The following is a 13,723-nucleotide window of genomic DNA, read 5'->3' as shown; positions in this document are numbered from 1 at the left end:
GGCGGGTCAGATGCCGCCGGCGGTCAGCGGGGACATGAGGCGGCGGGCGGCCTCGGTGATCGAGCCCGACAGCGACGGGTAGACGGCGAAGGTGTGCGCGAGCTGGTCCACGGTCAGGCGGTGCTGCACGGCCACCGACAGGGCCAGGATCAGCTCCGACGCGCGCGGGGCGACCACGACGCCGCCGAGCACGATGCCGGTGTTCGGACGGCAGAACAGCTTCACGAAACCGTCGTTGAAGCCCTGCATCTTGGCCCGGGCGTTGGTGGCCAGCGGCAGCTTGACGACGTTCGCCTCGATCTCGCCCGCCTCGATCTGCCGCTGCGACACGCCCACGGCGGCGATCTCCGGGTCGGTGAAGATGTTGGCGGCGACCGTGGCCAGCCTGATCGGCTGCACGGCCTCGCCGAGCGCGTGCCAGACCGCGATCCTGCCCTGCATGGCGGCGACCGAGGCGAGCATCAGGACGCCGGTGCAGTCCCCCGCGGCGTACACGCCGGGCGCGGAGGTCCGCGACACCTTGTCGACCTCGATGAAGCCGTTGCGGTCGAGCCGCACGCCGTTGTCCTCCAGCCCGAGCCCGGACGTGTTGGGGACCATGCCGACGGTCATGAGGCAGTGGCTGCCCTCGGCGGTGCGGCCGTCCTCCAGGGTCACGACGACGCCGTGCTCGGTGCGCTTGACCGAGGCGGCGCGCGAGCGGCCCATGACGTTCATGCCGCGGCGCCGGTAGACCTCCTCCAGCACCTCGGCCGCGTCGGCGTCCTCGTTGGGCATCATCCGGTCGCGCGAGGAGACCAGCGTGACCTCCGACCCGAGCGACCGGTAGGCGCCGGCGAACTCCGCGCCGGTGACGCCGGAGCCGACCACGATCAGGTGCTCGGGCAGCTCCTCCAGGTCGTACAGCTGGCGCCAGCTGAGGATGCGCTCGCCGTCGGGCTCCGCCCCGGGTAGCACGCGGGGGTGGGCGCCGGTCGCCACGATGACCACGTCGGCCCGGATCGTGCGGTCGCCCGCGCGCACCACCTGGGGATCGACCAGACGGCCCCGGGCGCGGATGACCTCGACGCCCTCGGCGGCCAGCCGGGCGGCGATGTCGTTCGACTGCGCCAGCGCGAGCTCCTTGACGCGCTTGTTCACATCGATCATGTCCACGGCGACGCCGCCGGCGTCGTGGTCAGGGCCGCCGTCGAAGCGGACCCCCAGCGACGACGCGTCGAGAAGCGCCTGCTTGCGGACGGAGGAGGCGATCAGGGTCTTGGACGGCACGCAGTCGGTGAGCACGCACGCCCCGCCGGGTCCTTCCTCCTCCACGACGGTGACTTGGGCGCCCAGTTGCGCGGCGACCAGAGCCGCCTCGTATCCGCCGGGGCCACCACCGATGATCACGATCCTTGTCACATGGTCCATTGTCCCGCATCCTGGCTTCGTATTCCCGGCGAGGTGCGCGTAACGGGCTGACTACGCGGATTTTTCTCGCCACACCCCCGTGCGCGCTACCCGTCCAACTTTCGGGATCTTGGTTTAGGCTTGTGTGCCGTGCCTGTTTACGCGGCCTACGGCAGCAACATGGACCCCAAGCAGATGGCGGAGTGGGCTCCCCACTCGCCCATGCGAGGAACGGGCTGGCTCCCGGGCTGGCGGCTCACCTTCGGCGGCGAGGACGTCAGCTGGGAGGGCGCTCTCGCCACGATAGTCGAGGACGCCGACGAGCAGGTATTCGTCGTCCTGTACGACGTGCCGGAGTGGGACGAGGCATCCCTCGACCGCTGGATCGGCACCGACCTCGGCCTCTACCGGAAGCTCCGGCTCCGCGTCGCGACGCTGGAGGGCGACGTGCTCGCCTGGTCGTACGTGCTGAACTCCTATGAGGGCGGGCTGCCGTCGGCGCGTTACATCGGCATCCTGGCCGAAGCCGCCGAGAAGGCGGGCGCGCCCGACGACTACGTCACCTCGCTGCGCACCCGTCCCTGTAAGAAGCTCGGCGACTGACACGGGCCCGGCTCTTATCGGCCGGGTTCATGCTCTTCTGTACCCTCAGCAAAGTGACCCCATATGACCTGGCGGCCGAGGCCGCGACCACGCTGAGGAACCTCACCGGCATCCCTTCCTTCGACGTCGCCCTCGTCATGGGCTCGGGCTGGGTCCCGGCCGCGGACGCGATCGGCGAGACGGTCGCCGAGCTCGCGGTGACGAAACTGCCCGGGTTCTCCCCTCCGGCGGTCGCCGGTCACGCGGGCACGGTGCGCGCGGTGCGCACGGCCGCCGGGCTCAACGCCCTGATCTTCCTTGGACGTACGCATTTGTACGAGGGCCGCGGGGTGGAGCCGGTGGTCCACGGGGTGCGCACGGCCGTCGCGGCCGGGGTGCGCACGGTGGTGCTGACCAACGCGGCGGGCGGGCTGCGGCCGGAGACCCAGAAGGTCGGCGACCCCGTCCTGATCAGCGACCACATCAACCTCACCGGCGACAACCCGATCACGGGCGCGACGTTCATCGATCTCACCGAGGTGTACTCCAGGCGCCTGCGCGACCTCGCCCGCGCGGTGGACCCCACGCTGGCCGAGGGCGTCTACGTCGCCTTCCGCGGCCCGACGTACGAGACACCCGCGGAGATCCGCATGCTGCGCACCCTCGGCGGCGACCTGGTGGGCATGTCCACCGTGCTGGAGGCGGTCGCCGCCCGGGAGGCCGGGGCGGAGGTGCTCGGGATCTCCCTGGTCACCAACCCCGGCGCGGGCCTGGCGGGCGAGCCGCTCAACCACGAGGAGGTCCTGGAGGTCGGCCGGGCCACGGCCGCCCGCATGGGCGTCCTGCTCGCCCAGGTCGTCGACAAGCTGTAGGGGGCATCCATGACCGATCTCGTACGGCTCGCCGAAGAGTGGCGTGACCAGGACCCCGACCCCGAGACGCGGGCGGAGCTCGACGCGCTCCTGGAACGCGGCGATCCGGCCGCCCTGGAGGACCGCTTCTGCGCGAAGCTGGAGTTCGGCACGGCGGGCCTGCGCGGCGCGCTGGGAGCCGGGCCGAACCGGATGAACCGGGTCACGGTGATGCGGGCGGCCGCCGGGCTGGCCCGCGTCCTCGGGCCGGGACGCCACGTGGTGGTCGGCTACGACGGGCGGCACAAGTCCGACGTGTTCGCCGCCGACACGGCCCGCGTGCTGACCGGGGCGGGCCTGCGCGCCTCGGTCATGGCCGGCAAGTGGCCCACCCCTGTCCTGGCGTTCGCCGTGCGCCACCTGGGCGCGGACGCGGGCGTCATGGTCACCGCCTCGCACAACCCTCCCCAGGACAACGGCTACAAGGTCTACTGGGGCGACGGCGCGCAGATCGTGCCGCCGATCGACCAGGAGATCTCCGCCGCCATCGACGCGGTCGGCCGGGTGGACGCCCTCCCGCTGGGCGAGGACTGGCAGACCCTCGACCACGACGACATCGTCGTGCCGTACCTGCGGGCCCTGGCCGCGCTCCCGATCGGCGACGCCCGCGAGATCGCGGTCGCGTACACGCCGTTGCACGGCGTCGGCGGCGCGACCGTCTCCGAGGCGTTCCGCGTGGCGGGCTTCGAGGTGCCGGTCACGGTGAGCCGGCAGGCGATGCCCGACCCAGACTTCCCCACCGTGGCGTTCCCCAACCCGGAGGAACCGGGCGCCATGGACCTCGCGCTCGAACTCGCCGCCGCGACCCGCGCCGACCTGGTGATCGCCAACGACCCGGACGCGGACCGCTGCGCGGTGGGCACCCCGCTGCCGGGCGGCGGCTACCGCATGCTGACCGGCGACGAGGTGGGCGGCCTGCTGGCCGAGCACGTGCTGCGGCACACCTCGGGCGGCGACCGGCTGGTCGCCACCTCGATCGTGTCGTCGTCGCTGCTCGCCAAGATCGCCGCCGGTCACGGCGTGCGGCACGCCGAGACGCTGACCGGCTTCAAGTGGATCATGAAGACGGGCCCGGGGCTGGTCTTCGGCTACGAGGAGGCGCTGGGCTACAGCGTGGGATCAGACTCCGGACCGCCGGTCCACGACAAGGACGGCGTGGGGGCCGCCCTCACCGTGGCCGGGATGGCCGCCGCGGCCAAGCGGGACGGCAGGTCGCTGCTCGACCTGCTGGACGACCAGGCCCGCCGCTACGGCCTGCACGCGACCGCCCAGCTCTCCGTCCGGGTCGATGACCTGTCGCTGATCGCGAAGGCCATCGAGCGCCTGCGTACGCACCCGCCGATGGAGCTGGCGGGCCGGACGGTGGAGTCGGCCGAGGACCTGTCCCAGGGGGTGGCGGGGCTGCCGCCCACCGAGGGCCTGCGCTACCGCCTGTCCGGCGACGCCCGGGTCGTCGTCCGGCCCAGCGGCACCGAGCCCAAGCTCAAGTGCTACCTGGAGGTGGTCGTACCGGTCGAGGGCGACGACGTCGCGCCCGCCCGGGCCCGGGCCGCGCAGGACCTGGATGACCTGAAGAAGGACCTCGGCGTCGCCCTCGGCCTTTGAGCGTGCCTACCGGCAGATCGTGTCCCGGGCCGGCCGATCGCCGGTGACCAGGAACGTGGTGACGGTGTCGTCACCACACGCGTTGCCGTTGACCAGGTAGGACCCGTGCCCGCCCGAGTCGACGGCGACCATGCGCGCCCGGCTCCCGAAGGCCTCGCGCATCCGCAGGGCGCCGCTGTACGGCGTCGCCGGGTCGCGCAGGTTCTGCACGAGCAGCACGTTGGACGGTCCCTGCGACGTGACCCGCACCGGCGCCTCCGCCGGCCGGTAGGGCCAGTAGGCGCAGGGACCGATGTTCACCGGCATGCCGCCCGTGAGCGGGTGAGCCGCCCGGTCGCGGGCCACCAGCCGCCGGTGCAGGTCGGCCGAGCTCGGCCACTCGACGTCGTTGCAGATCGTCGCGGCCACCGAGGCCGCGGCGTTCTGCAGCGCCGCGTCCGGCGCGGTGGAGGGCTCGGGGAGGGGAGCCGAGCCGAGGCCCGCCCGCATGAGCCCGGCCAGGGTGGGGAACCCGGTATCGGAGTACAGCGCGTTCAGCATGGTCTCCCGCAGGACCGCGCCGTCGAGCCGCGGCGGATTGGCGCCGGACCACGGAATCGGGGCGCGGTCCAGGCGCTCGGCGAGGTCCAGGAAGGTGCGGCGGACCGCCGCGGCGTCAGTCCCCAGGCCGTACTCGTCGTCACGGGCGGCGGCCCAGGCCGCGAAGTCGGGGAAGCGGTCCTCGACGCCCACCGAGTAGTTGGCCAGCCAGCCGCGGGCGACCTTGTGCGGGTCGGGATCGTCGTTGCTGTCGAGGATCACCCGGTCGGTCCGGCCGGGGAACATCGTGGCGTAGACGGCCCCGGCGTACGTGCCGTAGGAGACGCCCCAGTAGGACAGGCGGTCCTCCCCGAGGGCCCGGCGGATGGCGTCGATGTCCCTGGCCTCGTTGCGCGTGCTGATGCTGCGCAGCACGGGGCCGCCGTTGCGGGCGCAGGCCTCGGCGAACCTGCGGGCGTACGCGACGTTCTCCCCGATGTCACCGCCGGCCGAGGGGTAGGGCTTGAGCCGGCTGGACGCCAGGTCGTCGTGCGCGAGCCCGCAGGAGACGGGCGAGCTCTGGCCGACGCCCCGCGGGTCGAAGCCGACCAGGTCGTAACGGTCGAGCACGGCGCTCGGCAGCCGCTTCGCCATCGTGCTCGGCCTGCTCAGGCCCGGGCTGCCCGGTCCTCCGGGGATGAGCAGCAACACGCCCCTGCGCAGTCCCGGCCGCGCCGTACGGATCCGGGAGACGGCCAGGGAGACCGTGCCGCCCGGCTTGCCGTACGTGAGAGGGACCTGAAGCGTCGTGCACTCCTGGCGGGGGTCCAGCCCGGCGGCGGTGCCGCATGAGGTCCAGGTCGTGGCGGCGTGAGCCGTGACCGGGGTAGCGGTGAGGGAGATCAGGGCGGCTGCGCCGATCGAGGCGATGCGGTTCATGATTCTCGGCTTTCGATTCGTGTGGGGGTGCGGCGGCCGGTCACTGGCGGGCGCCGATGGTCTCGGCCGGGCGGGCGCGCAGGGCGAGACGCGCGGGGAGGCTGGTGGCGACCAGGGCGAGCGCGGCCACGGCGGCGATCACCAGCGCGTAGCCGGCCGGGGGGACGTACGGCAGGGCCGACCCGGTCATCCCCCTGCTGAAGGCAGACAGAGTGATCAGCGCGATGCCGGTCCCGGCGAGCACGGAGACGATCAGCGCGGTCAGGGTCTCCAGGCGGAGCATGCGCAGCACCTGCCGCCGGGTCGCGCCGACCAGGCGGAGCAGGGCCAGCTCCCCCGATCGGTCCGTGGTGGACATGGCCAGCGTGTTGACCACGGCGATCGCGCTGAACGCGATGATCAGGCCCATGGCCACATAGTTGACCTCGGCGTTCGGCGTCCGCGTCCCGGTCCCCTCCGCCGGCGACACCAGCGGTGCCACGGCGGCCAGGGCCGCACGCGAGACCGAGGGGGCCTCGACGAGCAGGGTGCCCGAGGGATCGTCGACATGACCGGCCACCAGCGCGTACGGCAGGGTCAGGTCGCCGAAGCCGAGGCCGCGGGAGTAGATCGCCGCGACCTTCAGCTCCGCCGGGGTCCCGTCGCCCAGGGTGAGCTTGAGCGCCTTGCCGACCGACAGCCCGAGCCTGGATGCCGCCGACTCGCTCAGCGCGGCCGACCCGGCGCCGAACCCGTCGAGCGAGCCGGACACGACTCCGAGGTCCACGGCCTGCCCGATCGGCCGCTCGCCGCCGTCGACGCCCTGCGCGCCGTACTTGTCCAGCCCGATGCGCACGGAGGTGCGCACCACCGAGGTGACCGCCTTCACGCCCGGCACGCGGCGCACCGCGTCCGCCGTCGCGCCGCTCACCACGTAGTCGGCGTGGGTGCCGGCGGCGGCCTGCGCGGCCGACGCGTGCCCCATCGTGGTCTGGGTGAACAGGATGGTGCAGGTCATGGCCACCAGCAGGGTCAGCGGCGCCATCACGGAGGCCATCCGTCCCGGGCCCGTCCGCAGGTTGCGCGCCGCCAGGTATCCGGCGCGGGAGGCACGCAGCGCGATGCCGAGCAGGGCGGTCGCGGCGCGGGCGAGCACCGGCCCGAGCAGGGTGACGGCCACCGTCCAGACGAGCGCGGTCAGCATCGTCACGGGACTCGACGCCGCCTCGGTCTCGAGTCCCGACAGCACCAGCGTCAGCACGATCCCGCCGGCGACGCAGAGGACGCCCGCGATCGACCGGCCGAGGGGCAGGCGGCTCTCGCCCATGGCGGCCTCGCCCAACGCCTCGACGGGACGGATCCGCGCGGTCCGGCGGACCGAGAGGCGGGTCGCGGCCCAGGCCGCCGCCACGGCGGCCAGCAGGGCGGCCGCCGCCGGGAACGGGCTGACCACCAGGCGCAGGTTCTCCGGCATGGCGCCCAGCTCGACGAACCGGCCGCGCAGCCAGAACCCGAGGGCGATGCCGGCCGCCGAACCGATGACGCCGGCCGCGAGGCCGACCAGCAGCGACTCGCCGCCCAGCAGCCTGCGCACCTGCCCGGGCGTGGCGGCGACCGCGCGGAGGAGGGCGATCTCGCGCCGTCGCTGCTGGACCGCGAGGGCGGCGGTGCCGGTCACGACGAGGATCGCCACCAGCAGGGACGTGCCGCCCAGCGCGCCACCGAGGCTGATCAGCCGCACCCGGGCCTGCTCCGCGTCGAGGAACTCCACCGTGCCGCGCTCGTCCCCGGTGTAGGCCACGAGGCGCTCTCCTGTGGAGAGCACCGACGACACATCCACCGGCATCCCCGCCCTGGGGAACACGCCGATCGCGGTCACCAGGCCCGGGCGTCCGGCCAGCCGGCGGGCCTCGGACGTCGTGAAGAACACCGTGTCCTGGCTCGGCAGGGCCTGCGCGGTGACCCCCACGACCCGGTACGCCTCGCCCCGCACGTGCAGGGCCGCGCCCACGGACAGGCCGGAGCGGGCGTCCACGACCACCTCGTGGTCCTCACGCGGCGGGCGTCCCTGCGCGACGGCGAACGGCGTGAGCCCCGCCGACTCCCACCCGTGCCCGAGTGCGTGTCCGTTGACGGGGAAGGTCACCTCGGTCAGCACCTTCGAGACGCCCGGCAGGCCGCGCAGCCTCGCGGCCGCCGCCGCGGGGATCCAGACCCGCTCCGAGAGCGGCTTGGCCTTCGTCTTGACCTTCCCGGAGGACTTGGTCACGGTCTCGTGGACGTTCTGGTCGCCGGCGACGATCAGCGGCGCCGCCGCGTAGCGCTCCGGCGCGACCCCGCCCCGCAGGCCGGTCTCCAGCAGCATCAGGCACGCGCAGACCAGCGCGGCGGCGCACACCAGCGCCACGAACGCCCCCGCGAACGCCGCCCTGCGGTGCCGCAGGGTCTTCAGTGCGAGTCCGGTGATCATGCCGCGTACGCCCCCAGCCTCGTCATGCGCTCGGCGACCTTCTCGGAGCTCGGCGCGGCCATCGCGTCCACGATCCGGCCGTCGGCGAGGAACAGGACGGTGTCGGCGTAGGAGGCGGCCACCGGGTCGTGGGTGACCATCACGACGGTCTGGCCGAGGCTTTCCACCACCTCCCGCAGCAGCCGGAGCACGTCACGGGCCGTCATCGTGTCGAGCGCGCCGGTCGGCTCGTCGCCGAAGACCACCTGCGGCCGGGTCACCAGCGCCCTGGCGATGGCCACCCGCTGCTGCTGCCCGCCGGACAGCTGGGCGGGGCGGTGCCCGGTGCGGCCCGCGAGCCCCACGCGCCCGACGATCTCATCAAGCCACGCCCGGTCGACCCGTGCCCCGGCCAGCCGCATCGGCAGCGTGATGTTCTCCAGCACGGTCAGGGACGAGACCAGGTTGAACGCCTGGAACACGAAGCCGATCCGCTGCCTGCGCAGCTCCGTCAACCTGGTCTCGTCCATGCCGGACAGCTCCGTGCCGCCAAGCCACACCGAGCCGGAGGAGGGCGTGTCCAGCCCCGCCGCGCAGTGCAGGAACGTGCTCTTGCCCGAACCCGACGGTCCCATCACAGCGGTGAAGCTCCCGCCCGGGATGTTCACCGACACCTCACGCAGGGCGGCCACCGCGCCCTGTCCCTTTCCATACACCTTGCTCACCGCGTCAAGGCGAAGCACCTCTGTCATGTGCTCAAGCCTGCCGACCAGCGGACATGCGGCCCAGAGACGGCTTCACCTCCTGCCCATGACGTCCTCATGATCCGGACACTGGTAGACATATGCGCGTGATTCGCGTACTCCTTGCCGAGGACCAGCACGTCATCAGGAGCGCCCTCGCCGCCCTGCTCGGGCTGGAGGAGGACCTGGAAGTCGTCGCGACCGTGGAGTCCGGAGAGGCCGCCCTGGCCGCCGCGCTGGTCCACCGCCCCGACGTCGCCGTCCTCGACATCGACATGCCCGGGAGGCTGGACGGCCTGGCGGCCGCCGCCGAGCTCCGCACGCGCCTGCCCGCCTGCCGCGCTCTGATGCTGACCGCGTACGGCAAGCCGGGGCACCTGCGCCGCGCCCTCGGCGCCGGTGTGGCCGGATACGTGCTGAAGACGGCGCCGCCGGACGAACTCGTGGCCGCCATCCGCAAGATCGCGGCCGGCGAGCGCGTGCTCGACCCCTCGCTCGCGGTCACCGCCTGGGACCTGGCGGACAACCCGCTCACCCCGCGCGAGGCGGACGTGCTCCGCCTGGCCGCCTCCGGCGCCGACGCCACGGACATCGCCGCGCGGCTCCACCTGGCCGCGGGCACCGTGCGCAACTACCTCACCGTGATCGTCACCAAGCTCAACGCCCGCAACCGGACCGACGCCGTGCGCATCGCCACCGAGGCCGGCTGGATCTAGGCGGGCACCGGCGCGCGGTGCGGCACGCAGGCGTCCAGCGTGAATCGGTCGCCGTCGACGTGCGAGGTCAGCCGCCCGTCCAGGGCGGCGAGGCGGGTGGTCAGGTTGCCGATGCCGGACGACCCCCGCCGCGTCTTTCCCGCGCTCACCCCGTCGTTGCGCACCCGCAGCCGCAGCCCGCTCTCGTCGGCGCGCATCGTGATCGCGCAGTGGCGGGCCTCGCTGTGCCTGAGCACGTTCGTCACGGCCTCCCTGAGCACGGTGCCCAGCACGGTCTCGACCTCGGCGGGCAGGTTCGGCTCGACCGGCTCCACGGTCACCCGGATCCCGGCGGCCGACAGCACCGTGCGCGCCGACTCCACCTCGGCCGCCAGGGACAGCTCCCGCTGCTCGCCCGACACCGAGCGCAGGTCCGCCCGCGCCCCCTCCGCCATGGCGACGATCTCCTCGATACGCTCCTGCGGGCACTTGAGGCGGCGGGCCAGCTCACAGGTGAGAAGGATCGCGGCCAGGGAGTGCCCGAGCAGGTCGTGCAGGTCGCGGGCGGCACGCAGGCGCTCCTCGACGATCGCGGAGCGGGCCAGGCTCTCCCTCGCGGCCTGGAGCTCCTTCACGATCTGGGCCAGGCGGAGCAGGGCGTAGACCACCAGCCCGGTGACGAGCGCGCTGACCGTGCTGTTGGCGAGGACGGGGGCGGGCAGGCCGAACAGCATCCCGGCCCCGGCGACGCTCGCCACGATCGCCGCCGCCATCGGCCACGCCACCCGCCATGGGAACGCGAGCAGGACCGGCCCGGCGAGGAAGCCCGCCGCTCCGAGCCAGACGGGTCCGAAGAGCGGGATGGGGGCGTACGTGAGCACCGCCATCACGGTGAGCGCCGCCATGTGACGCCCGTTGACGGAGCGGAGCTGCATGACGACGATCACGGCGAGGCACGCCGCGGCCGGGATCACGAGAGCGCCGGAGAGCTGGAGCAGCGCCTTGACGCTGAAGCCCACGAGGACGGCCGCGAGCACCGTGACCGACACCGCGTACGACGCCTCGTTGGCGAGCCTCGGCAGGGGCCGTCGCCGCCTTCGGTCCGCCGGGGGTTCGGAAGCGCGGGCGTCGCCGGAGCCCGTCTCGCCGGGCGCCGCCTCGACGGAAGGGCCCCGGGGAAGCGTCGCCTCCACCACGAAGCGTCCGGAGGGGGACAGACCGGTGGTGAGGGTGCCGCCCGCCTCCTCCAGCCGGAGGCCGTCGAAGTCGGGGCCCTCGGCGGTGCGGTGGCCGTCGTCGACGACCCGCAGCCGCACCCTGTCCCCCTGCTCGTCTCCCTGCTCGCTCGTCTCGATGACGCACAGCCGGGCGGTGCCCCGCCGTACGACGTCGGTGACGGCCTCGCGCAGCACGCTCGCCAGCAGCGCCCCGCCGGGACCGAGCGGCTCGGTGTGGCCGCCGCGCACCTCGACGGCGATTCCCGCGGCGTCGAGCATGGCCCGCGCCGTGACCAGCTCGGGAGCGAGGGAGGTGGCGCGGTAGTTCGCTGAGGCGGCGCGGGCGTCGGTCAGTGCCGCACGTGCGGTGGCGGTCACCGAGGCCAGCACCTCGGCCGCGCCGTCCGGCTCCGCGAGCGCGCGGCGGCCGCCCTCGACGATCACCTCCAGGCTCCGCCCGAGGCCGTCGTTGAGCTCGGCCGCCAGGCGCAGCCGCTCGGCGGCCACGGCCGCGGCGGCCAGCGAGAGCCGGGCGGCGTGCATCTCGCCCGCGCGTTCCACGAGCCGGGTGAGGCCGAAGACGACCAGTGAGACCAGCACCACGGTGATCGTCGCGTCGGCCGTCGCCCCGCCGCGGGCGGCGTCGATCAGCGCCGCGCTCGCCACCACGAGCGGCGCGAGCACGCGCGCGGTATGACGATGGGCACGGGTCAGCAGCAGCGAACCGGCCAGGAATCCCAGGATCCCGGTGGAGACGCCGCCGGCGACGCTCGCCGTGTAGACGAGGACGGCCTGCGCGGCGAGCAGCCACCACTTCCTGAGCGTGAGCAGGTAGAGAACCTGCACGCCGAACACCGCCAGCGCGATCGGCGCACCCGCGACCACGTAGACGCTCGCGAGCGCGGCGAGCACAACGACGACGATCACTCGCGCCAGACGCACTCAGACCCCTTCGGCAAACGATTACCGCCCCGGCGTCGCGCGGGCACCGTGCACGCCCCCTACGTGATCAGGAGACGACGAAGGCGGCCACGACCAGGGCGACCGCGGCGGCGACGGCCGCCAGGGCGGACGGCGACCAGGTGACGCCGGTCTCGCCGGAGGAGCTCTCCCGGCGGGACCGGCTCATCTCGGTGAGCTGGTCGGCCACCCAGTCGGCATGGGTGCGGGCGCCGACGGCCTCGGCCGCCGCCCGCTCGGCCCGGTTCGCCGACTTGGCCGCCTTCGCGGCCCGCCCCGCGGCCCTGACCCGCTCACGGGCCGTCGCCTGGGGCGTCCAGCAGCGCACCGTGGTGTCCCCGGACTCGATCACGATGGCGTTGGTCACGGACACGTCGTCCACACTGTTCCAGGGGACGTAGGCGTTCCTCAGCACGTTGCGCACGCGGACGCCGCCCTCCTCGACGACGACGGCGGGCCGCAGCGCCATCACGAAGACCAGCGCCGTGATGACGCCGAGCACCGCGCCCGCGATCAGCGCGCTGGGCAGGTGGCCGTGGGCGGTCAGGTCCCACACGTTCCAGACGGCGAACAGCATCCAGAGCCAGCCGAGGAGCCAGGCCGCCTTCGACCGGAAGACCTGCGGCTTCATGCGCGCCACTTCATCTGCGCGTAGCCAGCTTTGATCACGCCGTTGATCAGCGCCAGCCGTTCGTCGAACGGGATGAAGGCCGACTTCATCGCGTTGACCGTGAACCACTGCAGGTCGTCCCAGTCGTAGCCGAAGGCATCGACCAGCTTGGCGAACTCCTGCGACACGCTCGTCCCGCTCATCAGCCGGTTGTCGGTGTTGACCGTCACCCGGAAGTACAGGCGGCGCAGCAGGCCGATCGGATGCTCGGCGATCGACGGGGCGGCCCCGGTCTGCAGGTTCGAGGTCGGGCACATCTCCAGCGGGATCCGCTTGTCGCGGACGTACGCCGCCAGCCTGCCGAGCTTGGCCTCGCCGTCGTCCGACACCGTGATGTCGTCGATGATCCGCACGCCGTGGCCGAGCCGGTCGGCGCCGCACCACTGGATGGCCTGCCAGATCGACGGCAGCCCGAAGCCCTCCCCCGCGTGGATCGTGAAGTGGGCGTTCTCCCGCTGGAGGTACTCGAACGCGTCCAGGTGCCGGGTGGGCGGGTAGCCGGCCTCGGCTCCGGCGATGTCGAAGCCGACCACGCCGAGGTCCCGGTAGCGTACGGCGAGCTCGGCGATCTCCATCGAGCGGGCCTGGTGGCGCATGGCCGTCAGCAGGGTGCCCACCCGGATCCGCGGCCTGCCGTCGGGCCCGGCCGAGCCGAGCCGGAAGCCTTCGAGCACGGCCTCCACGACCTGGTCGAGCGACAGGCCCCGGGAGGTGTGCTGTTCCGGGGCATACCGGACCTCGGCGTACATCACGCCGTCGTCCGCCAGGTCCTCGGCGCACTCCGCGGCCACCCTGACCAGCGCCTCGCGGGTCTGCATCACTCCGACGGTGTGCGAGAACGTCTCCAGGTAGCGCTCCAGCGAACCGGAGTCCGCGGCCTCCCTGAACCAGATCGCCAGCTCACCCGGGTCGTACGTCGGCAGCGTGTGGCCGCATTCGCGGGCGAGGTCGACGATCGTGCCGGTCCGCAGCCCACCGTCGAGATGGTCGTGCAGGAGCACCTTGGGCGCCCTGCGAATCTCCTCCAGCGTGGGCAGCCTGGTCATGCACCCTCCTCGCCGCTGT

Annotated in this window: 11 protein-coding genes; 4 read left to right on the top strand and 7 right to left on the bottom strand. The window is 73.2% G+C overall.

Annotation, left to right across the window (positions count from 1 at the left end):
• Nucleotides 1-6: 6 nt before the first annotated feature.
• Entirely contained in the window at nt 7-1,401 is a 1,395-nt protein-coding gene (locus tag QSK36_RS05505) for an NAD(P)H-quinone dehydrogenase (RefSeq protein ID WP_139573494.1), read from the bottom strand.
• Between the two features lie 138 nt (nt 1,402-1,539).
• On the opposite strand from QSK36_RS05505, the gene QSK36_RS05500 reads away from it, so the two are divergent.
• From QSK36_RS05500 to QSK36_RS05490, 3 genes are read left to right on the top strand one after another with little or no spacing between them, the layout of a single operon-like run.
• Nucleotides 1,540-1,992, top strand: coding sequence for a gamma-glutamylcyclotransferase family protein (locus QSK36_RS05500; RefSeq protein WP_139573495.1), 453 nt, complete (start codon nt 1,540-1,542; stop codon nt 1,990-1,992).
• Nucleotides 1,993-2,045: 53 nt separating this feature from the next.
• Nucleotides 2,046-2,843: a purine-nucleoside phosphorylase gene (locus tag QSK36_RS05495; RefSeq protein ID WP_396779991.1), complete on the top strand. Its 798-nt coding sequence runs from the start codon at nt 2,046-2,048 to the stop codon at nt 2,841-2,843.
• A 9-nt stretch (nt 2,844-2,852) separates the two neighbouring features.
• Complete coding sequence (locus QSK36_RS05490; protein ID WP_285781553.1) at nt 2,853-4,487, top strand: phospho-sugar mutase; 1,635 nt, start codon at nt 2,853-2,855, stop codon at nt 4,485-4,487.
• Nucleotides 4,488-4,493: 6 nt separating this feature from the next.
• Here QSK36_RS05490 and QSK36_RS05485 read toward each other — a convergent pair whose 3' ends face one another.
• Genes QSK36_RS05485 through QSK36_RS05475 form a run of 3 tightly spaced genes read right to left on the bottom strand, consistent with a single transcriptional unit; the run spans nt 4,494 to nt 9,125 of the window.
• A complete protein-coding gene (locus tag QSK36_RS05485; protein WP_285781552.1) occupies nt 4,494-5,945 on the bottom strand; it encodes an alpha/beta hydrolase in 1,452 nt (483 codons plus the stop codon).
• Nucleotides 5,946-5,985: 40 nt separating this feature from the next.
• Complete coding sequence (locus QSK36_RS05480; RefSeq protein ID WP_285781551.1) at nt 5,986-8,394, bottom strand: FtsX-like permease family protein; 2,409 nt, start codon at nt 8,392-8,394, stop codon at nt 5,986-5,988.
• Nucleotides 8,391-9,125 carry an ABC transporter ATP-binding protein gene (locus QSK36_RS05475; RefSeq protein ID WP_285781550.1) on the bottom strand — a complete coding sequence of 245 codons (735 nt, stop codon included), beginning with the start codon at nt 9,123-9,125 and terminating at the stop codon, nt 8,391-8,393. Before QSK36_RS05475 ends, QSK36_RS05480 begins: the two co-directional genes overlap by 4 nt.
• Nucleotides 9,126-9,223: 98 nt before the next feature.
• Here QSK36_RS05475 and QSK36_RS05470 point away from each other — a divergent pair, with 98 nt between their 5' ends.
• Complete coding sequence (locus tag QSK36_RS05470) at nt 9,224-9,832, top strand: response regulator transcription factor (protein ID WP_285781549.1); 609 nt, start codon at nt 9,224-9,226, stop codon at nt 9,830-9,832.
• Here the strand turns inward: QSK36_RS05470 and QSK36_RS05465 are convergent.
• From QSK36_RS05465 to QSK36_RS05455, 3 genes are all read right to left on the bottom strand, one after another.
• The gene (locus tag QSK36_RS05465) at nt 9,829-11,970 is read right to left on the bottom strand and encodes a sensor histidine kinase (protein WP_285781548.1); all 2,142 of its coding nucleotides are present in this window, start codon (nt 11,968-11,970) and stop codon (nt 9,829-9,831) included. The two genes, QSK36_RS05470 and QSK36_RS05465, sit on opposite strands and share 4 nt — an antisense overlap.
• 67 nt (nt 11,971-12,037) lie before the next feature.
• Nucleotides 12,038-12,619: a PH domain-containing protein gene (locus QSK36_RS05460; protein WP_285781547.1), complete on the bottom strand. Its 582-nt coding sequence runs from the start codon at nt 12,617-12,619 to the stop codon at nt 12,038-12,040.
• Nucleotides 12,616-13,704, bottom strand: coding sequence for an adenosine deaminase (locus QSK36_RS05455; RefSeq protein WP_285781546.1), 1,089 nt, complete (start codon nt 13,702-13,704; stop codon nt 12,616-12,618). The genes QSK36_RS05460 and QSK36_RS05455 overlap by 4 nt, the downstream gene beginning before the upstream one ends.
• Between the last annotated feature and the right edge of the window lie 19 nt (nt 13,705-13,723).

The organism is Microbispora sp. NBRC 16548 (assembly GCF_030268985.1).
Lineage (GTDB): Bacteria > Actinomycetota > Actinomycetes > Streptosporangiales > Streptosporangiaceae > Microbispora > Microbispora catharanthi.
This window is presented reverse-complemented; position numbering and strand designations above follow the sequence as displayed.